The organism is Nostoc cf. commune SO-36 (genome assembly GCF_023734775.1).
GTDB lineage: Bacteria > Cyanobacteriota > Cyanobacteriia > Cyanobacteriales > Nostocaceae > Nostoc > Nostoc commune_A.
Genome location: NZ_AP025733.1, coordinates 156979 through 182020 on the forward strand (window position 1 = coordinate 156979; position 25042 = coordinate 182020).

Consider the following 25042-nt stretch of genomic DNA (forward strand, 5'->3'; position numbering starts at 1 on the left):
CACATTAATTTCTTTTTGTTTGTCAGCTTTACTCCTGCAACTCAGTAAGCTTTTGTTGATATTCTTTGTACTCTCTGTCTTTATGCTGCCAGTATTTCTCAACTGTTTCTTTAGCAGCGTTTGCACTATCGTATTCATCTCCACCTTGGCTTAACAATCGCTGTTTGGTTTGTTTTCGTAAGTCAGAAACAACCTTACCATTAACTTTACGCGTCTTTGACCAATCTAGAATCGCTTTAGGATAGTTACTAATGTCAATGTATTTCGCCTGTTCAATTTCTAGTAAACTGTAGCCTCGCAGTTCCGGTATCCAGTGGTAAATAAAGTCTCCTTGAGGGTCTTTTTCGGCAATATTCTTTGACGGGTTATAGATGCGAAAAGTATCGCTAAGTGGATTAGTTGCACCAGCCTGCATCTGCCATTGCCAATTATTAATTGCTAAATCTCCATCTACTAAATAGTTCATATAATGTCTAGCGCCGTGATGCCAGGAAATACCACAATTGATAGTTAAAAATGTGGCACACATTGCCCTCATGCGAAAGTTCATCCAACCCATTGTTTTTAGTTGTCGCATACTGGCATCTACTAATGGAAAGCCTGTCATTCCTTGTTGCCACGCCTCAAACAGTTCAGAGTATATGCATGGGGTTTATGTTTACCTAGAACAAAATTATTCATCAAGTAATTGGTTTAATCACACTCATCCACTGCCTGCTTTTTATTGGAGTGGTGATACAAAGATGAATTGTCTGCACCAGATTTTAAATCAGGTTAAACAAATAGGTTATGCTCACCATATTCAGCGCTTGATGGTACTGAACAACTTTGCTTTGATTGCCGGAATTTCGCCTTAAGAACTCAAAGACTGGTTTCATGCCGCATTTATTGATGGCTACGATTGGGTGATGCAAACCAATGTAATGGGTATGGGGCAGTTTGCTGATGGTGGAATGGTTGCATCTAAACCTTATGCTGCCTCTGCTAACTACATCAACAATATGAGCGACTATTGTAAAAACTGTGCTTATAACCATCGTGAGCGCACTGCCGAAAATGCTTGTCTTTTCAACTTCTTTTACTGGGATTTCTTGGCTCGTCATTACGATAAGCTTAAAAAACAGCCACGTATGACTCAAATTTTGCGTAACCTGGAACGTATTTCACCATTAGAACTTCAGACAATTCGCACTCTAGCTGATAATTGGCATACCACACAAGCCACAACCATTTAGCTATTCGTCGTCTAAGGAATCTCCAGAAAATAAAATGTCCTGACAAGAGCGTTTTCTCTATGGGCGTAATGCTCACCACTCCTTGGGTAAACCCAAAATATATTTGATCACCTGAGTTCGACGTAAGAAAATGCCCAAAAGCTTTATCTCTAAAGCTTTTCGCTGAAAAACACACTCGGTCTTTGTTCTCAACAAGGCTCCTATAATGATAATAAACATTCTATTCTCAACAAATACCTCTAATTCTCAATAATTGCTGTGAGAAAGCACCTATATCATTTAGTCTGAAAGCTTATCAGACAAGATTTTCAAGCTAATTTCTTATATCGAACTCAGGTTTGATCAGGCGGGACATTTTATTACGAAGATTGGCCCCAACAGAATAACTGCGTGCCAATACATCTTCGTTATAAATCAAAATCAAGGCTGAATGTTTCCCCTGAAGAATCCTCTTCTTCTTCCTCTACAAATGGAGTTGGAGCCATTGACGGGAGTTTGTTCGACTCAGTATTAGTTGGTGTGTTTGCCATAAGTTGTGCAGGTAATCCGGCCTTGATGAAAACAAAATAGCAATCAACTATAAAGTAAAGCGTGTCCAGGTAACTTTTATCTAGTTTTTGTGATTCTGCAAATATGCGCTCTCGGTAATTATCCTTGAGGCGAACTTTTTCCGGTGCTAAGTCTTGTTTATCCGCCATTGCTATAGTTTCCCAGATGTGCTTGTTGGATTTTTGCTAGTGATACTTTTTGCCATCTCTAAAAGCCCAAAGACATTGGCTTCTACTGGATTGTCCAGGATTTTGAAGCCGTTTTTCTCCAACAGCTTCTTAAATCCTGGTAAGAGGCAGCCTCCACCAATCGCCCAGATTTCATCCCCCTGGTGCTTGGCATCCAATGTCAGATTCACCACTTTCTTCAAGTATTTTTCATACCAATCTTTCAAACAAGCACTGTATATATCTTTGATATCGATGTCACGGCTGTATCGGGTATGCCCCATTTCCAGACAAAATCGGATTTTGGATGGATCTCCGATTTTTCCACCATTCAAATGTTTCATTTTTTGGGAAATATCATCGATGAGAACTTCTACACCAATGGGGTAAGCGGTGTGAACTTCTCGTTGACCCCGGTTGTAACGAGAATACAGGGTTGTACCATTGCCAAAGTCTAAAATTGTTAGCTTTTTTGGTAGTGGATGCCCAAACAATGCACCCATCCCCTCTAGTACAACTTTCAGCACTTCTACTTTTACGTCTGATTGCTTGCCAGCAAGTATCGGCTGATATTCTCCACTTAGTACTTTTTGCAATTCGTTAGCCAGACCGACATCATGTAAGCTGACGACTAATTTTAAGTGCCAAGCCTTACGGTGGGGGAGATGTGCCAATGCGCCCAATAAAGTCAATAATGCGTTGTTGACTTTATTTTCATTATTGTCTGTGTTGCGGTCAAAATAATTTCCTGTACGGTAAGCTGATTCTCCGACTGTGTAAGCACTACCGTTAAAAACTACACGCCCTGGCACATCTTCCATCTCGGCATTGGTTATATAGCTCGGCACACGAACTACTTCAAAGCCATCGACTAAAAGTTTGAGACTTCCGTAACCATTATCGAAACCCGCAGGAAAAATTTTTTGTAACGTGTGAATGTTTGACATAGGGGACGAGTCAATACGCTTTGATTTGTGAAAGTTATCTGTTCAGGTTATTTGCGAGAGCAGGGAAGAGAAGAATAAAATAACCACCCCTTTCTTTCCAGACTCAAGAGTTTATCATAACCCCTTGGGGGCTAAGTGGGGTACAAAATATGAATCAGTCAAATATACCCTACTTAGCACCTATATATACCCTATATAGGGGTCAAAACATCCCCAAAGTCCTGAGCTATTGTTGGGGTATATATAACCCCCATACAGCCCCCAATAAGAATTTTTGAAATTTTTTTATCAACCTAGTAGAAATTAAATTAGATCATCGGTAAATAAAACAGAAGCAGAATTAACCCAAATTTAAAAGCTTGGACAACTGGCTAAAATAAAAATGACTACCGACCAATCTCCGGTTAGTGGTTGCAGTAGCTAAAAGATATCGCTGGAGTAACCTGTAACTGCTGGATTTGATTCAAGAAAGGGCAATTAATCTACAAATGGCAGCGGAAAAATTTAACCTTTGTAATTTGCTAGTCCAATGCTATGTTCCTTTTCCTTCTGATATCTACATTTACACCTAAAAGAGGTTATTCATGTGCTACTGGTAGGTGCTAAAACAGCATTAATTAGCGAATATTAGAGCAGAATAAATTAACCTGAGTCATATACAAGGTTGTGAAACTAATGTTAGTTTCATGATCGACCTGTATTTTATGTCTCAAGTTGCCACTATCAAAGATTTGAGGAGTCTTGTTATATCAAACAACCTTTTTCTGAAATCACGATTTTTTCAATTAACTCAGTTGTTGGTAATAACTAAAATCAAGAATGATGTGAGTATTAAAAGACATTGTAATGAAAAAGAAAACAGTTAAAAAGCAGATCCGGCTAACAATTGCTAGTAATGCAGGTGGGTCAGGTAAAACCACGGTAGCAACCCATTTAGCATATGCTGTCGGTGCCAAAGGTTACAAAGTTACCCTAATAGAACTCGATCAAAACGGCTCACTATGTATTTTTGCAAGGCTTGCACCAGCATCAATGGAGCAGTCTCTAGCTGCTGTCTTCAAAAAAACATTTACAGGTGACTACCCACTTGTTCCACTTTGGACAGAACATCTTTCCACGGTTACGGCTATTCAAGGAGGAAAATTTCTCGAAGAAAGCATTGCAGAAATATATAACTATAATCGCCGTCACTACACACTGAAAGATAGATTAGAAGATTTTCCCTTAAATAGCGATTTGATTATCTTTGATACTCCTGCTTCCTTAGAGCCTATGGGTTTGATTGCACTAGCAGCTTCTACACATGTGCTTGTTCCTATCAAACCAGAATATAAAGATACAGGAGCTTTCGCAGGTTTTTTAGATTGGTTCTATAGTAAAGTAGACGATTTGAGATTGAAACCTCAACCTGAAATATTAGGGTTTGTACCTACACGAGTAGATTTATATGGCGTTGGGGCACATCGAGATATTTTAGGTTTAGACAAAAAGGGCAACCTCAGAACTGATATTGAGCCTGAGAGAACTCTTCCCTTTCTAATTAAACAGATGGGAATCCGATGCTTTCCCTACATTCGAGAATCTAATTACTACCTTAAAGCTAGTGGTTCTGGATTACCCTTAAATTTATATCGACCTGGTTATGATGCTAGTGAAGACTTTAAACCTATTGTGACTAGCTTAATTAAATTGATGACAGAGGAACTGTAATGCCAAGTAAAAAACCTGTAGAAATTAGTCAACTGTTTGGCCAAGCAGGTCAGTCTCAGCAAATTCACCAACTTAAAAGTCAGATAGAGAAACTCGAAGTAGAAATTATACAGCTGCGAACAAATGTATTTAGTTCAGAAGAAAAAATTACATTAGAGCAACAAATTGAGCAGCTCACTAATCAACTGGCTACTCAAGGAGGGATACATGAAATTGCAGTAAATCTTATAGATCCCGATCCGGCTCAACCGAGACAAACGTTTCCTCAATTAGTAATCCAAGAACGAGCAGAGAGTCTGCGTCGGCAAGGTCAGCAAAACCCAATAGTGCTTATTCCACAAATTGATGGACGCTACAAAATATTTGATGGAGAACTCAGATGGAGGTCGGCTCCACTTGCTGGAATGACAAAACTGAAAGCTGTCTTTCTACCTAAAGAAGAAACTTCAGATGAAGTCGTAGTTTTTGAGGGTCAACTGGTAAGTAGTATTCACTCACAAAAACTTCATGACCTTGACTTAGCAACTGCCCTTATTCGATTAATTATTTATAAATATCCCGATCTGATCGGAAGAGAAGACGAGATTCCAAAGTTTTTGAATGCTTTCATTAACCGGCTAGTCCGTAGCAAGAAGCTTCAATATCTCGCACTGATTAAAGATTCTGATTTGATGACACAACAAGAATGGCTAGAAACATCTGATTTCAAGGAACATGAGGAACATGAGATTGTCTCAGTTTTGTTAGGACTACAACTCAATCCGGTATCGATTAATAACAATATCTTTCCTCTTCTTAAAGTGACAGAAGACCTCAAAAATGTCATTCGCTCTGAAGGGTTAGAAACCAGCAAAGTAAGAGAACTCAATAAGTTATCCTCTGAACAGATGAAGATTGATGAATCTAAAGCTCTGATGATTCGTACTCAGGTAACTCATCGAGTCATCGAAGAAAAACTATCATTGAGCCAAACTAAAACACTAGTTAAGCAAACCCTAGAGCAGTATAGTGCTTCTAATTCTGAAGCCAAGCAGAACAAACAGATGGACAAAACTATTAAGGATATCCAGTCAATAAATTTAAAAATATTGGAACAGACACGACTTATTAAACTACGCCAAGTCCTTCAGGAAAAGCTCGATGAGATTAAAACCCTGATGTAGTAAGCAGTTTTTGTAATATATATCCCGGACAAAGTGAGTTACCAAGTCAAGGTGTCATCTACTTTGTTCTAAACGTTTTTGCTCACCTCGTTGATAATAGGTATAACCAGCATCGCTTTACTGCGAAAGCTACCGCCCTCCTCAAGCAGCCAAAAGATCGGTAGTCCCACTTAAGAAAAGGAAGCCTAGAGCTATGACATATAGGAGTGATGAAGGGAAATTAGGGTGAGTTTTAGATGACACTAATGCTGGGTGTACTATATAGTATTTATGTACTATAATCAATGAACTTTTAGGCTTATAATCATGTGCGGCATATTCTAACAGGCAATGTCCACTCCCCCTAATCTTTCCCCTCAACAAGTAACTGCTTTTCCTCAACACGAAACAATCACCGGAGTCGTAGAACGTTTAACTTTTTACTCTGCTGAATCGGGTTACACTGTGGCAAGGCTGACGCGCCCCCGAAGCACCGAACTCACAACAATTGTTGGCAGCTTTGTTAACATCCAGCCAGGGCAAACTTTACAGCTAACTGGTTTCTGGCGTGACCATCCTCAGTTTGGGCCACAATTCCAAGTAGTCAACTACAAAGAAACCAAACCAGCTACTCTTACAGGGATTGAGAAATATTTGGGCAGTGGACTCATAAAAGGTGTTGGCCCAGTCACAGCAAGACGGATTGTTGCCCACTTCGGGCTAGAAACCCTGGACATTATCGAAAACCAGATTGAGCGACTGATTGAAGTTCAAGGTATCGCTAAAAAACGGATTACTTTAATCAAAAACGCTTGGTCAACCCAAAAAGCTATCAAAGAAGTGATGGTGTTTCTCCAAGGACATGGCGTTTCTACCACTTATGCTGTGAAGATTTACAAGCAATATAAGGATGAGGCAATCGCTACAGTCACTAAAAACCCTTATCAGCTAGCAGCCGACATCTACGGGATTGGTTTTTTAACTGCTGACAAGATTGCGAGGAATATAGGAATTGCCCCAGACTCAGAATTTCGTTATCGTGCAGGAATTATCCACTGTTTAAGTGAAGCTGCCGAAGATGGTCATTGTTACCTGCCACAAAGCGAACTGATTGAGTCAGTAATTAAACTGCTGACTACTGAATCTCATCAGCCTACTGAAGAAGCAATTGCACAAATCATCAAAGACATGGCTTTAACAGATGAACTGATTAAAGAGTGGGATGAGGAAAAAACCTTACTTTGTTATAAGCCGACTTACTTTCATACAGAACAGAATTTAGCTCAACTGATACGCCAACGGTTAGAAAAGCCTGTTGGTACTGACATTGAGCGTGTGCGTGATTGGATTGACCGTTTTACCGCTAGCCGGAAAATCCAGCTTTCAGAACAGCAACGCCAAGCAGTAGAAACAGCAGCCTATTCCAAAATCATGATCCTCACTGGTGGCCCTGGCGTTGGAAAGACCTTTACAACTCACACAATTGTCAGTTTGTGGAAAGCGATGGGGAAATCTATTGCCCTGGCTGCACCTACGGGACGGGCTGCTCAACGCTTAGGTGAAATGACTGGGCTAGAAGCCAAAACCATACATCGATTGTTAGAATTTGACCCCCGTTCAAGGGGTTTCAAGCGCGATAGCGAAAATCCTTTACCCTACACAGCAATTATCGCTGATGAAGCATCAATGCTTGATTTGTTTCTGGCTTACTCCTTGGTTAAAGCAGTATTAGCTGGCGCTCTACTATTATTGGTAGGTGACATTGACCAGTTACCATCTGTGGGGCCAGGTCAAATACTTGCTGATCTGATTAATTCTGGTTGCGTGCCAGTAGTGCGGTTAACTCAGGTATTCCGCCAAGCTCAAACAAGTGCAATTATCACTGCTGCTCACCAAATTAATCGAGGAATTTATCCCACAATTGAGCCTATATCTGATAATCCCATGTCCGATTGTATTTGGCATGGCGGCGGACATCAGCCCGAACATGGTGTACAGGCAATCTGCGAATTGATTACAGACTTGCTTCCCGGCTTAGGTTTTAATCCTGCCACTGATGTCCAAGTGCTTTGCCCGATGACACGGGGAGTTGTGGGTACTCGCAATCTTAACACCGTGTTACAGCAGTTGATTAATCCACCCACCCCCGACAAGGTGGAGATTAACAGAGGTGGGAATTTATTACGCGAGGGCGATCGGATTATTCAGCTAACCAACGACTACAACCGAGAAGTCTTCAACGGCGACTTAGGAATAATCCTCACCATTGATACTGTCGAGCAGGAAGTTACAGTACTGTATGGTGAGCGGACTGTAGTTTACGATTACGCTGACCTGAATGAAATTGCCCTTGCCTGGAGCATTTCTATTCATAAAAGCCAAGGCTCAGAATATCCGGTGATAGTTCTGCCAATCTATATGCAGCACTATATGATGTTAACCCGAAACCTGTTTTACACAGGTATAACTCGTGCCAAGAAGTTAGCGATCGTGGTTGGAGCAAAAAAAGCGATATCTCTGGCGGTACGTTCTACTGATGACCAACAGCGCTACACACGGTTGCAGCAGAGGTTACTTCACGCCGGACTGCATTGATATATCTTGGCTATTAAAAATAGAAAACTTCAATGAACTATTTGATTTATACTTGTGAACTCCTTGATTTTTAAAAAAGCCGAAAAGTTTGTATGTCCAGCCTCAGTTCAGACATGGTTCGCATCTATTTACAAGAAATTGGTCAGTATCCTTTATTAAAGCCAGAGGAAGAAATCGCTTATGGTAGACAGGTACAACAAATGATTGCGATTGAGCAATCTAAAAATGAACTTACTCAACAGCTAGACCGGGAACCAACAATGACAGAATTAGCTAATGCTGTTGAAAAAAATGAAACACAAGTCCGAGCAGCGCTACACCTTGGTCAAAAAGCTAAACAAAAAATGGTGACAGCTAACTTGCGGCTGGTAGTTTCTGTTGCCAAGAAATACCAAAACCGCAATTTAGAATTTCTCGATTTGATCCAAGAAGGAGCAATCGGTTTACAAAGGGGCATAGAAAAGTTTGACCCGAACCGGGGCTATAAATTATCTACTTACGCATACTGGTGGATTCGTCAGGAAATCACGCGCGCGATCGCAGAACAATCACGCACGATTCGATTACCTATTCATCTCACTGAAATACTTAATAAAATTAAGAAGGTGCAGCGAGAAAGCTTTCAAAAACTCGGTCGTCATGCCACAGCTGAAGAAATAGCTGCCTCATTAAACATAAGCACAGATAAACTTCGAGAATATCTCACCGCTTCTCGCACAGCCATCTCTTTAAATAAACAAGTCGGAGATGAGAAAGAGACAGAGTTGGGTGAAATTTTAGCCAGCGATGCCGCTTCACCAGAAAAACTGCTTACCCAAGAACTTCTATCGCAAGACGTAGCTAAATTCTTAGAACCATTGACACCGATTCAACGTCAAGTGTTGACTTTAAGCTTTGGGCTAGAGAACGAGCAGCATTTCAATCTAGCTCAGATTGGCCAACAGCTAAACCTCAGTCGAGAGCGGATTCGTCAAATCCAGGTAAAAGCTATAAGTATTCTCCGCCATCGACAAAACGACATGCAAGAGTATTTATTTGATTAAGTAGAATTACTTTTGTCAGATGATGCACGGATCTTGTAGAACTAAGACGAAAAACTATAGTGAACTACCCACACTGAGTTGGAGTACCAAGTAGGCATCACCGTGCCAAAACGGGAAAATTGTACGCTAAGGCTGAAACTTATATCAGATAAGCATTTCAGCGATACTTATTTTCTTTAACCCGTAAAGGACGCAACTGGTCAAAACTGGTCGCCTGCTTCAAATTCCACACATAATCGCCAGTGAGATTGATATGCTCCCAACCCAACGGTGACAAATGTTGCAAATATTCTTCAGGAATATCCATCCCCTGTTTCTGCAAATAATCAACGGCTTTTTCTAAGTACACTGTATTCCACAGAACAATAGCAGCAATCACTAAATTTAACCCACTGGCCCGATAGAACTGGTCTTCATAAGAGCGATGGCTGCGCCAACGCCAAGGGCGAACGCGCAATTCCCCCAGCCGATTAAAAAACACCGCTCTTTTCAGAGTATGTTTCGCCTCACCCTTGTTTAGACCAGCCGTCGCCCGTCGCCGCAGTTCTGGACTCTGCAACCATTCCAAGGTAAACACAGTTCGCTCAATCCTTCCCAACTCCCGCAAAGCTAAAGCTAAACGATTCTGCCGAGGATAAGAAGCTAATTTCCTTAACATCAAAGAAGCAGTCACCGTCCCCGTCCGAATTGAACTAGCAAGGCGTAGAATTTCATCCCAAGATTCCTGAATTAATTTCACATTAGAACGCAAACCACTACGTAACTCAGCTAAAGCACACATCTCATAGTAGTGACGGTCAATAGTATCGTCCTTAATTACGTGTTTTAACCAACGAGGTTTAACGAAACTAGTGTCCGTAGATTCCGGCACTTTTCGACCTCCTGATATATTTAATTCTTTAATGACCTCCAAAGCTTTTATCACTGCTAAACTGGCAGATGTAGCTTTAAATTCAAAGGTTTCCAACAATTTAGGCGTATACCGTCGTAACTGTGAATAACGGTTATCAAGCAGTTCAAGATAATCAAAATCTGCGGGTCTGGCTAGTTTTTCAGCTTCAGCAACAGTACTGATAAATTTCTCCCAATCCAATACAGATTCAATCGCTTGATAGGCATCATTTGACTCATCTCTAGCTGCAATTAATGCCTTGCCCACTTGAGCATACAATCGGACTTTTTCATTAATTGCTTTACCATCGCGTTGAAACTTATCGCCGTGCTGATGCTCACTCTTGTTAAACAATTTACCCATCATTTTATCGTGCATTCCAATAGCATAATCGACCAATGAAGCACTCCATTCAATGAGAAAAGCAACTAAAATAGCATAGCGTCTCAATTCATCCAACCTAGATAGGTGAGCAGGTGTAGACTTCGCACCAGTTCGAGTAAATTGCAGCAGACGATTTTGGTGTACTCGTTTCAAGCATCCAGAGTCGAGATTGAGATGGCGAATAAACTCCAGTCGTTCCACCACCTTTAAAAAGTTTCTTGGATTAGCCTGACCTGGTGGTTGACGTAGCCAAATTAAATCAGTCAGTTTTTTATCAGGCTCTACAATTAATAACTTATCTAGCGCCGTCTTTTGTAATGTTGTCAAACTTTTGGTCAACTCAAGACATACTAATTTTTGAGCGCGATGTTTGACCTCCCAGGCTAAACGTTCTACCGTAGAAATAGCTGGAATAATAATTTGGCGCAAGCGCATCTCATCAATCAACGCTCCCACAAGCGCCATCCCTTTATCTGACGATATTGCAAAAGGTAATAACCATTTTGAGAATTGCTTGTATGTAGATATATTAAAAGTATGAAATCCGAAATTATTTTGAATTTCTGCCAGATGTTCGCGTCGAGTTGTATCCCTTTGGGAATATTCGGTAATGATTGTCGGGTCAAGTTTTAATTGAGATGCAATATAAAACAGTACAGATTCTGGTACTATTTCTCCTAGACTCCAAACACGACCGGGGAAGCGTAGGTAAGATAACTGTACGGCGAACCCAAGACGATTGTGTGGTCTACGACGCTCTTTGATAACTTTGAGTTCGTCATTACTAAAAGTATAGTAGCGAGCTATATCTCTTGTCGTGATAGAATCGGGGATTTCAGTAAATTGAAGTCGTTGTGTCGGAGATAAAAGTTCGCGCGTTGCCAATTAGATACCTGGATATTCAGTTTTTAAGAAGTAGTTTGATTTTGTTTATAATTCGCGCCACAGTAAGGGCAGAATTTAAATTTCAATGACATAATTGGTTCATTGCAACTAACACAGCGATTCCGTAAAGCTGTACCACAAGCAAAGCAATACTTCGACCGTAAGTCTGTCCACATTTGGTCAGGAGTAGTTCCTGGAGTCCAACATTTAGGACAAAATTTTAACGTAGTTATTGTTTCTGGGGAGACTTTCTTCGCTGCCGCATCTAGGTACTCCGGTGGTATTCCCAACGCAGCAGCTAGACCACCTTTAGCCTTTTGATTGAGTCTATTCGTTTGTCCACCCTCAATTTTGCGGATGGTCTGGATATGTATTCCCGCTTTGAAACTCAACTCTTTTTGGGTTAAAGAAAGCTGACCTCGCAATCTCTGGACGTAATTAGCAAGCCCTTCTTCTCCCAATGGTCGCGTTGAATGTTCTGTTACAATCATCAAAATATATCTGAAAATATATTTGTTAATGATAAGTTAATATCTAAACCTTTATTTAAATAAATTGTAAAAAGCTCTTCTAAAGTGATGATGACTTTAGCAGCTTTAGCCACCAAGTTTTTAGAACGTCCAGGACTAGCCAAAAGTACTCTGCGTTCATATCAGTCTACGATTATCCCCTTGCTCAAGGAGTACGGTCGATGGTCAATAGAAATCATCGACAGACAGGTTTTGATGGAATATCTCAATCATTTAACTGATGTTTCCTATACGACCCACCACCGTCATCAAGCTGTAATCACGGCTTTGTTCAGTTTTGCTGTTGATATAGGATATCTCAAATCCAATCCGGTTGCGGGGCTCACAAGACGTAAACCCAGTCGAGAACAAGGAGAACACGCTACTGATGAGGCAGTGCGTTACCTTACTCCATACCAATTAAGTATCCTGTATGGTGCCATCAAAAAAGATGTTCGTTTGTCTGCATTGGTGCGTTTGTTGCATACCAGTGGCGCTAGGATTGCTGAAGTGCTAGCTCTAAATTTAGATGACATAGACCTCGAAGCTCGGAAATTTCAGGTTGTTGGGAAAGGCAACAAGCAACGGTGGTGTTTTTACAGTGAAGTAGCACTCAAGAGTCTAAATCACTACATTGAATATTATAGACATCCTAAGCATCCAGCCCTGTTTACTGCTCAACAGCCAAAGACTTTGGAAGTATCCCGCCTTTCTTACCGCATGGCGCATAAATCCTGGTTTCAGCTCATCAGAGATAGTCCTGAACTCCAAGAAATTCGTATTCATGACCTACGGCACACTTTTGCTACAGAGCGAGTGGGATTAATGGGGATTGAAGAACTCAGGGCGCTCATGGGGCATGAAAGCATTCAGACAACATTACGGTATCAGAAAGTAACGTCACAACGTGCAGAAGTTGTGGCACAATTGGCGTTAAAAAACCTACCAAATTTTTCTGAATAATTTCAGCATATAACTCACTAAGTGTGATAATAAAAAAATACTTTTGTAAAAACGTACCATGTTGGTGCAGGGAATACATACTACTCTGCACCAACAAAATAAGGGTAATTAACCATTCAGACAAAGCATCAGCCATCGCACTGAAAAACAATAAAACAAGATTATCCATCAAGTGACGATAAGGGAATTATGGAATATTACGTAGTTGAAACATATTGCCATCAATTAAGATGCTTTTTATACAAGATAAAAAGAAGTGTTACCAGTCATGACAGCGTTATTTTGATTTCAGATAGCTATGAGTGTTGCAAAGAGTTTGTTAAATCTCAAAACTAGCCAAGTTACGAAAAAGGAATTATGTATTTAAACGAAAAAATAAACCAGACCTGCATAATCATTGAATACACCACGGCAAATCTGCCTTATTGTTTGATCGAGTATGCGAATGGCACTCGCCAAACTGAGCATTTCGCAAATTTGAAAAGAATCAGGAAAGTTGCAAAAGAGGAATTTTGAATAATGATTTTACCTCACACTCCGAATCGGATTCCGACCAAAAGCTATTTTTGGCGTGGTCATGTTGTGGATTTATTATTTGATGAATCATTAAATTTATGGATTTATAGGTATATCTAAGCTGTTGTGCTTTTAATTTGCACAAACAGCATTTCCCTTATTTTTTATTTTTCTTCCCCATTTAATAATAAGCTCTCCATCATTTAAGAGTTTATTTAACGTAGATTTTAGTTCACATACTGATTGAAATAGTCGATGAGCTATATATTCTTTACATGAATGCCAAACTAATTCAATTAGATTAAAGTCAGGGCTATAAGCAGAGAGATATTCAAGAATAATATTCGGTAGATTCTTTTCTATTTGGGTGCATATATCTTTACGTTTATGGTAACTTGCATTATCTAAAAATATAATTATTTTTGGACCATGTTCGTGAAAGCATTCTTGACTATTCCCTAAAGACAACCATTCTTTTAGTACAAATTCGTGTAGTTGTTTGAGCTGCTCATAAAAAGTTTCTGAATTTCCTCTTTCAACAAAATAACATATCCGCTTTTTATCAGATAGCCTTAAACCTCCCATCATGTTTACTCGACCTCTACTACGTTTCCCAGTAACTTTTTTTCTTTTTCCTTTTTTACCCCAAGTTTTCCTTCTTAACACTCGTAAACTAAAACCACTCTCATCCCAAAACCATATCTGATAAAGCTTTGGGTTCTCTTTTACTATTGATAAATAATTTTGAAACTTTTCTTTAAATTCTTTTCTTTTCTCTGCATTTTGTCTGTCCTCTAGACTATACTTTGCCCAAAGGTAAACATACTTTTTTCTTTTTAATATCTTCCTTACTTGAGAACTGCTTATTTTTAATCCTGTTTCTTTCTCTAGGTATGTTGATAATCTTTCTGCTGTCCATCGACCAAATTCATAACCTAACTCACTTGGTTCTTTTTCTACTATCTCTAATAGTTTATCTATATAAACTTGATTAACTTTTCTATATTCTCTTTTTCTTCTACCGTCTTCTAAGCTTTCTATCGTATCTGGATCTCCATGTACGCACCAATATGCTACTGTTCTACGAGAACAACCGATTAATGCTGCTATTTCTTCTTGCGTTCTACCATCATTCATCAATAATAGTATCAAAACTCGCTCTCTCATCTCAGAGCGATCGCTCTGTTTTAAGAATTTTTGTAGATTCTGCTTTTGTTCCAAGCTTAGAAACCCAATAGCCGGCATAGCAACCTGTACCTGAAGTTATATTCATATCTATTATATGCAAATTATAAGCGCAACAGCTTAAATCCACCCTTTCTGTCCATCAGGGCCAATTTGATGGCACAGGGGATTAGGGCAAACTAAATGCTGGCAATAACTGTGAAACTGAGGTGGAACTTGACAACAAAGCAGGGTCTTCTGGGAGCAAGAATTACATCCTAGTTTGAGTTGATGACTTTGCTTATGAGTATAATGAAATTTGCTGATTTGTCCCTGATTACACTGAGGACAGATAAATTCTCCAGAATACTTTTCTGCCCAATTGACTGACAGAGTTCCTTGAAGAGTTTGATGAATGGAAATAGGTAAGTGTTGAAGTTGACCAGTTAGGTACGTTACTTGATGACAAAAATCACATCCCAATCTCAGTTTACAAACAGACCCTTTTGAGTAAGAAAATTTGTTTAATTGTCCCTGATTGCACTGAGGACAGATAAACTCACCAGCATAATCTGTCTTCCAATTGACTTGTAAAGTACCATCAAGGGTCTGGTGAATTGAAATCGGTTGATGCTTGTGTTTACCCATTAATTTTCTGCTCTTGAAGATGTTGTAATTCTGACAAGCCATCAAAACGATTTTTGATTAAATCTAATAAGTTAGTAATCTCAGTCACTCGTCTTTCTTGTCCGTTTTTTTGAGCTTGAATTAGGTCTTGTTGTAAGCAGTTCACGTCAGCTTCTAACTGGGATTTATCTTCGGGCGTTATCCGATGATGAGGACAACTTAAACAGGCATAGCGATGTTGACAATCTCCTAACATGGTTGGACGATGACATTCTCCCAGAGGTGTACTAACTTTGAGGAGATTAGCTAATTTTTCATACCTAGTTTTTCTCGGTTTAAAAGAAGTAACTCGACCATACATATCCACATAACCTTTGAGATTAGCTTCTTTTTCTAACCTGATAAGTGAACGCTGACGATAATGAGGTAGCATATCTAAGGAACCGTGACCTAGTACGGCGGCGATATACTCATCCTCTACTTCACAATGAGCCATAATGCTGGCTTTGGTGCGGCGAAACATGTGGCTAGTTAGTTTAAATCTGTTGCCATGTTTGTCTTTTAAGTCTGCTACTTCTCGAAAATTAATTAGCCAGTTACTAATTCTCAATCTGGTAATTATTTGGGGTTTATAGAACAGTGTTGTGTCTATTTCTCTATCAGCCCAAGGAATACTTTTATGATGAGTATAAACGGTACAAAATAGTTTATCAAATTCAGAATCTCTCCCAAATTGAGCATCAATAAATCTCTGCTGTTCTTGAACTAATTCAGCTACTAGAGGATGAATCTGAACAAACCTCCAGTGTTTGCGTTTTTCAATCCAACGTAGTAAGAACCATTTGTCACCTTCCTGTTTCAGGCTATGGCGTGGCATAGTGAGAATTTCTCCAATGCGGCAGCCTAACACCAATTGCAAGCGAAAAAGTCTTTCAAGTGTCGGGGGGAATAAATCGAATTTTTCGTAGATTTGGTAAAGTACTTCCTCTGGAATTGTTTCAATTTTAGGAGATTTTTTTTTGAGTCTGATGGGCGTAAAGGCAATTTCCAGCCACTGTTCTTCTTTCCAAAGATTGAGGGCATAAGCAATCGCATTCTGACGATTACCGCTATTAATTTCGCTAATAAATTGATGGAGGAGTGCTTCTGTCAAAGATTCGGGTTGTGTATATCCATAATTACACAAAAAACGATCTAAATGGTTTAAACAGCCAAGGCGATGAATAATCCGACCGAGGGAATATCGCTCTCGAATGCTGGCTTTAATGGTTAGTTGGGTCAGCCGTTTTAACCAAGGCAGTGAAAACTTGTGAAAGTAAAGATGATAATGTCCATTAATTCGGCATTCTTCTTGGCTATAACCCAATTCTAACAGTGACCAAACATCTTGATTCATCAAAGGATCATTAATCCATTGTTTTCCTAACTCAGAGAGTGCGATTCGCTCCTGGAATGCTTGTGGTGCAAATGCTTCTGCCATTAATTTTCTTCTTCTCTTAAGTATTGGTCTAGGGTCATTTCATCGAGAACATGACTGTAAATGTCTTTTGTTGTGGCAATTGAACGATGTCCTAAAAGCTGTTGTACATATTGGTCAAGATAATTATCTTGCAGCATTCTAGTAGCGAAGGTATGGCGAAATAAGTGCGGATGTGCTTTAATTCCTGTTCGTTTGTGGAGTTGGTCAAATAATTTATTTAAGCGAACTAAGGACATCGCTTGCCCTACCCATTTACTTGATAAATTGACGAATAACATCCCGCATCCCAAAGTTTCGGCTTGAGGCGGATATTCTTCTAGTAAGTAGGCATGAAAGGTCTCTTGAATAGCTGAACGATGGTAAATAATGGGAATTTCTCGTTCTCTTCCTTTAGCCATTGCGCGATTCGGATTGTCTTCTCTGCGTACAATCCGAATGCGTCCGCTGAAATCTAAGTCCTTGACATCTTCCAAATGTAATCCTAACAGTTCTCCGCGCCGCACTCCTGTTGAGCGCAGCAGCATGATAATTAATCTATCTCGATAAGTTGTACAAGCGTTGGCTAAGGTTGCGACTTCTTCATCTAGCAGACAACCACTGAAGAGTTTCGGTTCTTTTATTTTGATGCGTTTGCTCTTTTGTGGATTGCTTTTAGCGATTCCTCTAAGAAAGCCTCCTCGTTTTCCCCAACCATGCGCTAGTAGAGTGAAATGTTTTTCTTCAATCCTGCCTTCAATTGTGTGATAGGTATAAAATTCTTGGATGGCGGTGACTGCTTGATTGACGGTGCGAGGACTTCTTTTGGCAACAATTTCTCTAACATTTTCACCAGATTCTTCAACTTCACCACCTAGCAAGTACCAATTCACAAAGTCTGCTAATTCATTTAACCCAACGTCATACCAGTTGAGAGATTTGGATTCTAACCAGCGCCAAAAGTCTACCAGTCGATAAGCGTATGTACTTACTGTATTCGGTGCTAATTGTCGCTTTCTACAGTAGTTCAAAAATCTTTGGATTGGCTCTATGGGTAAGCAGGTTTTAGGGTCGAAGACACAGCTAAATCGTAACTCTGTGTGAGGGGATATCGCCCATTCTACCTTGGTCATTTTCTACGTTGTGGAAATTAATTTGTTTCTACCCTAACGCAAAAATTAGGGCTGTTGTTGTTGTTCTTTCCACGTTGTAGAATTGGTTGTTGTTGTCTATATAAAGTGGCTGTCATATGCTGTTCCATACGCGCAGACGGGGAAATATATCACCAGGACAACTATCTTTGTGGTAGAAAAGCCAGTGGTTTAAGACAAATCAATAGTAGATAGTTGTGAGAAAGGTAAAAAAGAAATATTATCTTTCTAAGTCAACATTACAACATTTGCTGACGCAACAACTTCGTCGAAAAATTGAAGTTGTATAAACATGAAAACTACTACGAGTTATAACCCAAAAGCTAACAAAAAATTAGTAAAATCTGCACAGCAAATTCAACAAACAAGCACATTCATAAGCGAGGCAGATTACTACAACTATGAAGCAGAATTAGCACAAGAAAAATCAGACTACTATCACTTGCGGTACGAGTACTAAATTCAATCTCCCTTCAAGCATCAACTCTTCTTAGTCAACAACTAGTAGCAGTTACTTGCTACTGGTTTTTTATATCAAAAGTAAATTATGACTCAAGCAATTGAACACGAAATCAACCAACTCACTCTCAAGGAGTTAAGCCTAGATGCTGCTAAACTTTGGTCACAGATAGAAGAAGCAAGCGAGTTAGGCGAAGAGGGTAATGTAAAACAACTCTTACAAGAACTTATGACTATTCAGGATGGTATCGAAACCAAAATCGATGCGATCGCCTGGGTAGTTGATCAGTTAAATCTTGACCTTGAAACCTGGGAGGAAAGAAAAGCGCGAGTAGCCGAACTCCATGATCGGGTAATTTCACGTCGCAAAACTCAACTTGAACAAATCAAGCGCACCCTCATCCACCTACACGAGATTGGATTAATCAGTGACAAAAACATCGGTAAAGAAAGGGTAATTGAAATCAGGGATAACCCACCAAAAGTCGCTAACTTACTAGTAGAGGTAGATGATGAAGATTTTCCTGATGAATTTAGAGTTATTAAGTACCAAGCTAATAATAAGGCAATTATTGAAGCCTATAAATATAGTAAAGATATTAGCAATTTTGCCGAGGTAACTATCGGGAAACAGGTGCGGTTTAAGGTGCAATCAGGTAGTAAGTCTCGCAACAAGAAAAACCACAACTAATGGCATACGCCCCAACCATGTGAATCAAACATAGGTATATCCCATCATTTTACAAAAATATCATCAAATGGTTAAGAGTCAAATCTTAATCATTTTTATTTTTTTTACCTATAGCACCATTTTAAACTTCTTCAAAAAATCATCATAACTTTGCCTGAATTTAAACTCGGTGAAGATATAATCGATGAAATTGTAGATATCAATGACAGCAACAGTAACTATGTCGAATTAGGTACAAACATCGTTACGATAGGTTGGTACATTTAACCTTATTTAGTGTGACTAAATAGGTAATTGCAATTGATTAGGTAGTTTCTATTTTCAACTATCAATATGATAATTAAAACTACTGCTAAGTTTAAGTTTAATCTGAAGGGATGCAATCACCTTAAATAAAAACTTAAATATTAGGTATTGGGAGCAGCCTTAAATGTCATATCATAAGAACCGAAGTATAGTTATCCGTAACGCTATTATCGACAGTTTTTTTATCCTCTGGTGTTTAGTTTGGCGCACTGGTTTGGGGCTAACCTTTTTTATCATCTATGCTTCTCTTGGCTACATACATAGCTGGCCTTTCTATCTTCCAATTTCGATTATTTTGGGATTTGCCCCTTGGGGCTGGAAGGTACAAGAAGAAAGAAGGGATAGAGAAGAAGAACGAAAAATGAGGAAGTTGGAAAATAAAATTGGGGATGGTTTGATCTATGCCAAAGCTGAATCAAATATCGAGATAAATTACAGGGGAGTTATCTTCCTCAAGTCAGTATTTGGTCTATTTGCTAGCGGCTTTTGGGGGATAATACTTGGCTGGAAAGCTATTTTGGGTATGATAGTACAGTTAGTAGATAATATCAGAACAGTTATTAAGTACATATAGATGAACAGGTTCATCTAACCAAACCAAACTCAAAAGTTATCTTATCACTATTCCTGCATCAGTTTGATACTTTCTGTATCAAACTGATGCAGGAAAGTTATCATATCAATACTTCCGACACCAACCACAACTAAATAATTAAAATCCATTTACCCATATTAAATATTTCTGGTTTTTGGATAATATCAAAGCCGATATAGTAATATTGTAAAAGTTATTTTTAATATCACACAAGCTAACGCTTCATATAAATAGCAACCTGGCATATCGCTTCATAAATAGCGAGTTACTAGTTATATCAACAGGAGTTAAAACAATGGAATTAGCACAGTATATCCTAACAGGAATTCTCTACGTTATTATTTACGGATTTTCTACTCTCTTTATTTTGCAATTCTTGCTAGATATATCTATCGCTTTTGAAAAACACTGTCACTGCACTACATCTACAAAACACAGTGTAATTAAAACCGAGACCTTAACTGAAAAATCCAAAATTCAGATATCTAACAAAAACAAAAATAATCAAGTATCTACAACCAAACAGATGACTGTTCAACACTTAAGAAAAAGATGCTCACAAGCTGGAATAAGATGGAGTTACGCTATCCAAGAATCCAAAACAGGTAAGAAACGACATCTCAACCGACAAGAAATGTTAATAGCCTTAACCCAGATTAAACAGTCAGCATAATAAAAATATAAACTGATAGTAATTTATTCTAATATCAGTTTATCTAAACCTGCGATCTGGGCGAGCGCTCATCTTGGAAGCTGGCTAGAACATCGAAGCAAAACACTAATTGGCATCCAGGTTTTGTGGCGAGGCTGGTTAAAATTGAACGACCTCTGTGTTCGCGTAGCGTCTGTCTGCGACACGCTGCGCGAACGTAGAGAGGGTTGTAGGGATCTTGAGAGACTTAACGGGAAAAGTCAGCTAAATTTTTACGTACTGCACGGTTTAGGAATACCAACTGATGAGCAAGGCGATCGCCTCCACCGAAATAGAAGTGATTGCCTTTGCTTTCAGGCAATAAAATATAAGAAAACTGATTGGGAGCAGAAATGACAAAACTAAAAATTCAAGAATATATAGCGAAACACAAGGCTGAATTTCCAGATGGGAAAATTCACCATGAATTGCCTATGCCTACAGATGCAATATCTGTAGTTTCTGATCCACAAAACTGGCATTGCTATCCAGATAATGTGGTCAGAATTTTTCTTTCTTCTTACAAGGAAGATGGAGAGGAACAATATTTAGTAGGGGTTGGGGATTACAAGCACCCAACTATCTGCACAAATGTTTATAGTTCCCTAGATGATGTTTGCAGTTTTATTGCTAATCGCCCAGAGCAGATTTCTAGAGAGTATCTGGAAATCTGTGGATTTTATTTTCTAGAAATCCCTATATCAAGGGCTTATCGCATCTAATTGCACATCCATTCTAAACTTGCTGATCATTTCAGGTATCTACAAAAAACCTGTTAACAAGATTAAATAAATGAGTTTAAGTGAGGCATACATCATCCTTGGAACTTTGTTCACCTATTTATAAAATCATGGTTATAAGGAGCATCAAGACTTTGGTATTAATCATGAAGAACCGCAAAGCTGGTATTTAACTAGCAGACCAATGGAGTTTCTCAATTTCGGCTTCAAAGTCACATGGTATACGGTCTGCGATTGGTTAATTAATTAATCTATTACCTCTTCTACGAAACAGAAATGTTTCTTTACATCCATTGGGAATGCGATCGCTTTCCTCGGGCGCTTTTATCAAGTAAAGTAAACAATAAGCTTTTCACTACCAACACAGAGACCTAATAACTATTACCTTTGACCATGTTAGGCTACCACGTTAACAGAAAGATTAATCCTCAATATTTAAAATCAAATGAAAGTAATTTTCGTTTTAATATAGGATTTCTACATACCCTTGTGTTCCATTCACCCGGATTCTCTGTCCGTCTTCGATCAGCTTGGTAGCATTCTCCACTCCGACAACTGCTGGTAAGCCATATTCACGTGCGATAACTGCTCCATGAGTCATCAGTCCACCAACTTCGGTGACTAGGCCTTTGATGGATACAAACAATGGTGTCCAGCTAGGGTCAGTAAAGGAGGTGACTAATATATCTCCATCTTCTAGATCGGCATCTTCCATGTTTAAGATGACACGTGCTTGTCCCTCTATAACTCCGGAAGAAACAGGTAGACCTACAATAGCTTCGGCTGGGAGATTTTCTCGTTTGTACTCACCCGCAATGATTTCACCGTCAGACGTGATAACACGTGGCGGAGTTAGCTTTTGATAGAATCTGTACTCGTCTTTTCGTTTGCTGATAAGCTGGTAATCAAGTTTATTTGTGGCTATGACTTCGCGAAGTTCTTCAAAAGTGAGATAGTTGTGCTTTGAATCATAATATGGGAAAAATTTTGAACCATAAAGCGAGAAAGAGTTAACGCAATTTCAGGCTTTCTCATCAATCACAAGATAAAACTTTGAATCAAATCATGAGAGAGAGTTGAAATTTTGAAGCATAATTAAAGAATGAGCCGCAACTCAACAGGAAACGCCTAAAACGCCTAAAAAGTCTTCCCAACGTGTTGGGCAACGCAAACCTAAACGAGATACTGTAGGACTTCAGTGAACATCAAAAAATTCAGTAGTAAACAGTTTTTATCAAGGGTATCAGTTTTTCAATAAAATTCGTATCAGTATGAAAGGAAATTATTAATTAGTGAATTTATCTACTTTACCTATAGAATTTGAATTAACAGCCGCAAAAATTCCATCAGATCATTATCCACACTCTCGCTTTAAATTAACAGCAGAAATTGAAAAAGGTTTTATAACAATTGATTTTCAAGGCTACTTTACCGAAAGTTTTAATCCGAAAAATCGTCCTTACTCTAATCCTATTAGTGAAGTTTATCGAAATAATAAGATTGATTTTCGGCTATTTTGGTCTGGGGAACATTTAGCGTTATCTGGCTGGTGGAGAACTGCAATTCTATCGCTTGAGTACACTCCAATACGAAAAGAATGGTTGAACGAAGACGGTGAGGAAATTCTTCGTCCCTATCCAGATGGTGATAAGTTTGAGGCAATTGCTGCTTCTTTTTACCCGATTTTACAGTAGTATTTCCCAATTTGAAGATTATGTTTAAAAATAAGAGTAAAATTAAAAATAATAGTTTCTAAGATGAATCAGCTAACAATCTCTGACAAAATCGAAACTTGTTTCTCTATTGAAAAGCTAGTTAACTTAATAGAAGCACAAATATTGGAGTTAGATGAAAATCTAGAATTAACTAGTGAAGAGATTTTTGAGATTGTCTGCCAAGAATCTCACCTAAATACTGATTTTCTAAAACAAGCTTTGGGTTGTAAATGTCCATTTGCTTTAATTGGTTTTATTAATGAATTAGAATTCAATGAATTTTCTAATTATTCTGTTATTATCGAAGACTCAAATACGCATAGTCAAAATGTTAACCAACCAGCCATTTAGGGACTTCCAGAAAATAAACTATTTCATTCTCTGCTTCTGCTGGAAGGGATGCTATCTACCCAACCACAGCATAAGTCTTTCAGCGTTCATGTGACAAAAAGGGAAAAAGGGCGAATAGGAATTTTATACAATCAGATCATCAAAACATGGATTTATACAATGAGAATTACTGATATTTACGTTAGGAATAATTGCTTGGTTTTTTGTACCGATAATGGATGTAAATCAATTTATCATTTATCAAATATTATTATAGATACAAGCTTATCAATAGATTCCCTCTCTCCCGAAAACCTACCAGAATCTCGATGAAAGAGCGAATCTCACCGCTAAGTTCACCGATTTTATCCCGGTCTTCCACCAATAGATGCGATAACTGATCGAGTAATTCGTTAATCGACGATGTTTCCTCAATGATTCTTTTAAAAGCTTCAGTAGAAACACAGAAGCCATTCGGTACGCGGATTCCTTCAATCTTAGTAAGTTCCCCCAGGTTCGCGCCTTTACCCCCAACAAGCTTGAGTTTTGTTTTATCAATATCTTGAAAACAAAGCACAAATGAACTCATCAGTTTCCCCCCTTTGGCAATTCATACTATGCTTGCAATCAGCGGCGGCAAACAGCCTCTGCATCACAACCAGGATCTTCAACAGTCCGCTGCATTGCAATTGTTAGGCGGCTCCGCTCACACCGCCTTTGTGTACTTCATAGCCCAACTCAGCCATGCCAGCACCCATCTGATGAACAGACACTAGGCGCAGAACTGGACTTAGCACTCTGCGAGGGAATAGCGGCTTACCCTTGCCGAGGGTGGCCGAGCCAACCTGGATGATAAGCTCATCTAGTAAACCAGCATCGTAGAACTGACCAGCCAGATCTCCGCCTCCAACTATCCAGATATTTTTGGTGCTAGCAGCAACTCGCATTTGGGCGTAGGCGTGGTCTACATCTCCATTGACGAATCGGATGTTCGCACCTTCGATCATTGTCAGCTTGCGACTAGAGAATATCCAGGCTGGCTGAGTGTATGGCCACGCAAAGCCAGTCTCAGCGGCAACCTTTTTTGCGTTGCGTACCATCCACTCGTAAGTTGCTGATCCCATTGCCAACGCACCCACATCTGAAATGAACTCTGGATAGCTGGAGTCATTCAGGTCACCAAGCGGAAACAGCCAATCTAGTGAGTCATTCTCAGTAGCAATGAAGCCATCAAGACTTGTCGCTGTGAAATACTGAGTTTTAATTTTTGTATGCAACTCCTAAGTATGACTTCAAGCGTCTAACACTGCCCATCACCCACGCAGATCACCTTTGCATCATAACTGCTGTACGTTCGCTCATTTTTGAAGGTAAGAGGAATTAATACCTTACTGTGTAAGGTTTCAAGGTGATTGTGGATCTGATAGCGGTGATACCATGTAATACTTGGAGCAGGATTTGTCAGATCAACGATGTATTACACGGACTAACAAGACTCGATTTTTCATGTATTACATGGAAAATCGAGATTCAGTCCCCAATTTTGTAAGAGAATCGGCGCATCGGTGTAATACATGGAT

The 25042-nt window shown here is 39.2% G+C and carries 22 protein-coding genes and 3 pseudogenes; 13 read left to right on the forward strand and 12 right to left on the reverse strand.

From position 1 onward, the window contains the following. Positions 1-28: 28 nt before the first annotated feature. Positions 29-643, reverse strand: coding sequence for an FAD-binding domain-containing protein (locus tag ANSO36C_RS31430; RefSeq protein ID WP_323374634.1), 615 nt, complete (start codon positions 641-643; stop codon positions 29-31). Here ANSO36C_RS31430 and ANSO36C_RS31435 point away from each other — a divergent pair. After that, positions 636-1235, forward strand: a pseudogene (locus ANSO36C_RS31435) (cryptochrome/photolyase family protein); the annotation flags it as partial. The gene ANSO36C_RS31430 and the pseudogene ANSO36C_RS31435 overlap by 8 nt on opposite strands. 407 nt (positions 1236-1642) lie before the next feature. Here ANSO36C_RS31435 and ANSO36C_RS31440 read toward each other — a convergent pair. Together ANSO36C_RS31440 and ANSO36C_RS31445 are read right to left on the reverse strand one after the other, a co-directional pair. Beyond that, on the reverse strand, positions 1643-1933 hold the full coding sequence (locus tag ANSO36C_RS31440) for a hypothetical protein (protein WP_251960524.1): 291 nt from the start codon (positions 1931-1933) through the stop codon (positions 1643-1645). Positions 1934-1935: 2 nt separating this feature from the next. Then, the gene (locus ANSO36C_RS31445) at positions 1936-2898 is read right to left on the reverse strand and encodes a ParM/StbA family protein (protein ID WP_251960525.1); all 963 of its coding nucleotides are present in this window, start codon (positions 2896-2898) and stop codon (positions 1936-1938) included. An 846-nt stretch (positions 2899-3744) separates the two neighbouring features. On the opposite strand from ANSO36C_RS31445, the gene ANSO36C_RS31450 reads away from it, so the two are divergent. The 4 genes from ANSO36C_RS31450 (at position 3745) to ANSO36C_RS31465 (ending at position 9388) form a co-directional block, all read left to right on the forward strand. Continuing rightward, complete coding sequence (locus ANSO36C_RS31450; RefSeq protein ID WP_094331605.1) at positions 3745-4608, forward strand: ParA family protein; 864 nt, start codon at positions 3745-3747, stop codon at positions 4606-4608. Continuing rightward, positions 4608-5771 carry a ParB/RepB/Spo0J family partition protein gene (locus ANSO36C_RS31455; RefSeq protein ID WP_251960526.1) on the forward strand — a complete coding sequence of 388 codons (1164 nt, stop codon included), beginning with the start codon at positions 4608-4610 and terminating at the stop codon, positions 5769-5771. The genes ANSO36C_RS31450 and ANSO36C_RS31455 overlap by 1 nt, the downstream gene beginning before the upstream one ends. A 330-nt stretch (positions 5772-6101) precedes the next feature. Then, positions 6102-8345, forward strand: a complete 2244-nt coding sequence (gene recD2 / locus ANSO36C_RS31460) for an SF1B family DNA helicase RecD2 (RefSeq protein ID WP_251960527.1) — start codon at positions 6102-6104, stop codon at positions 8343-8345. A gap of 92 nt (positions 8346-8437) precedes the next feature. Next, entirely contained in the window at positions 8438-9388 is a 951-nt protein-coding gene (locus ANSO36C_RS31465; RefSeq protein WP_251960528.1) for an RpoD/SigA family RNA polymerase sigma factor, read from the forward strand. A 157-nt stretch (positions 9389-9545) separates the two neighbouring features. On the opposite strand, the gene ANSO36C_RS31470 is transcribed toward ANSO36C_RS31465, so the two are convergent. Then, positions 9546-11549 carry a Tn3 family transposase gene (locus ANSO36C_RS31470; protein ID WP_251960529.1) on the reverse strand — a complete coding sequence of 668 codons (2004 nt, stop codon included), beginning with the start codon at positions 11547-11549 and terminating at the stop codon, positions 9546-9548. A 23-nt stretch (positions 11550-11572) separates the two neighbouring features. Then, positions 11573-12040, reverse strand: a complete 468-nt coding sequence (locus ANSO36C_RS31475; RefSeq protein WP_012412872.1) for a double zinc ribbon domain-containing protein — start codon at positions 12038-12040, stop codon at positions 11573-11575. 87 nt (positions 12041-12127) lie between these two features. Between ANSO36C_RS31475 and ANSO36C_RS31480 the strand changes: the two genes are divergently transcribed. Then, positions 12128-13021, forward strand: coding sequence for a tyrosine-type recombinase/integrase (locus ANSO36C_RS31480; protein WP_251960530.1), 894 nt, complete (start codon positions 12128-12130; stop codon positions 13019-13021). 648 nt (positions 13022-13669) lie between these two features. Here the strand turns inward: ANSO36C_RS31480 and ANSO36C_RS31485 are convergent. From ANSO36C_RS31485 to ANSO36C_RS31500, 4 genes are read right to left on the reverse strand one after another with little or no spacing between them, the layout of a single operon-like run. Then, on the reverse strand, positions 13670-14782 hold the full coding sequence (locus tag ANSO36C_RS31485; RefSeq protein WP_251957257.1) for an IS630 family transposase: 1113 nt from the start codon (positions 14780-14782) through the stop codon (positions 13670-13672). 60 nt (positions 14783-14842) lie between these two features. Then, positions 14843-15349, reverse strand: a complete 507-nt coding sequence (locus tag ANSO36C_RS31490; RefSeq protein ID WP_251960531.1) for a hypothetical protein — start codon at positions 15347-15349, stop codon at positions 14843-14845. Then, the gene (locus ANSO36C_RS31495; protein WP_251960532.1) at positions 15342-16808 is read right to left on the reverse strand and encodes a tyrosine-type recombinase/integrase; all 1467 of its coding nucleotides are present in this window, start codon (positions 16806-16808) and stop codon (positions 15342-15344) included. The genes ANSO36C_RS31490 and ANSO36C_RS31495 overlap by 8 nt, the downstream gene beginning before the upstream one ends. Continuing rightward, the gene (locus tag ANSO36C_RS31500) at positions 16808-17917 is read right to left on the reverse strand and encodes a tyrosine-type recombinase/integrase (protein WP_251960533.1); all 1110 of its coding nucleotides are present in this window, start codon (positions 17915-17917) and stop codon (positions 16808-16810) included. The genes ANSO36C_RS31495 and ANSO36C_RS31500 overlap by 1 nt, the downstream gene beginning before the upstream one ends. A gap of 310 nt (positions 17918-18227) precedes the next feature. Between ANSO36C_RS31500 and ANSO36C_RS31505 the strand changes: the two genes are divergently transcribed. The 5 genes from ANSO36C_RS31505 (at position 18228) to ANSO36C_RS31525 (ending at position 21399) form a co-directional block, all read left to right on the forward strand. Then, entirely contained in the window at positions 18228-18395 is a 168-nt protein-coding gene (locus ANSO36C_RS31505) for a hypothetical protein (protein ID WP_251960534.1), read from the forward strand. 87 nt (positions 18396-18482) lie between these two features. Further along, on the forward strand, positions 18483-19085 hold the full coding sequence (locus tag ANSO36C_RS31510) for a siphovirus Gp157 family protein (RefSeq protein ID WP_251960535.1): 603 nt from the start codon (positions 18483-18485) through the stop codon (positions 19083-19085). A gap of 430 nt (positions 19086-19515) precedes the next feature. Then, positions 19516-19965 (forward strand): hypothetical protein, encoded by a 450-nt coding sequence (locus ANSO36C_RS31515; protein ID WP_251960536.1) that lies wholly within the window; start codon positions 19516-19518, stop codon positions 19963-19965. 316 nt (positions 19966-20281) lie between these two features. Next, the gene (locus ANSO36C_RS31520; protein ID WP_251960537.1) at positions 20282-20659 is read left to right on the forward strand and encodes a hypothetical protein; all 378 of its coding nucleotides are present in this window, start codon (positions 20282-20284) and stop codon (positions 20657-20659) included. A 371-nt stretch (positions 20660-21030) separates the two neighbouring features. After that, positions 21031-21399: a hypothetical protein gene (locus ANSO36C_RS31525; RefSeq protein ID WP_251960538.1), complete on the forward strand. Its 369-nt coding sequence runs from the start codon at positions 21031-21033 to the stop codon at positions 21397-21399. A gap of 481 nt (positions 21400-21880) precedes the next feature. Here ANSO36C_RS31525 and ANSO36C_RS31530 read toward each other — a convergent pair. After that, positions 21881-22372: pseudogene (locus ANSO36C_RS31530) on the reverse strand (PEP-utilizing enzyme); the annotation flags it as partial. A gap of 337 nt (positions 22373-22709) precedes the next feature. Here ANSO36C_RS31530 and ANSO36C_RS31535 point away from each other — a divergent pair. After that, the gene (locus ANSO36C_RS31535) at positions 22710-23111 is read left to right on the forward strand and encodes a hypothetical protein (RefSeq protein WP_251960539.1); all 402 of its coding nucleotides are present in this window, start codon (positions 22710-22712) and stop codon (positions 23109-23111) included. A 63-nt stretch (positions 23112-23174) separates the two neighbouring features. Further along, entirely contained in the window at positions 23175-23483 is a 309-nt protein-coding gene (locus ANSO36C_RS31540) for a hypothetical protein (RefSeq protein WP_251960540.1), read from the forward strand. Positions 23484-23787: 304 nt separating this feature from the next. Here the strand turns inward: ANSO36C_RS31540 and ANSO36C_RS31545 are convergent. Next, positions 23788-24051, reverse strand: a pseudogene (locus ANSO36C_RS31545) (PEP/pyruvate-binding domain-containing protein); the annotation flags it as partial. A gap of 103 nt (positions 24052-24154) precedes the next feature. Further along, complete coding sequence (locus tag ANSO36C_RS31550) at positions 24155-24727, reverse strand: dihydrofolate reductase family protein (protein ID WP_251960755.1); 573 nt, start codon at positions 24725-24727, stop codon at positions 24155-24157. Between the last annotated feature and the right edge of the window lie 315 nt (positions 24728-25042).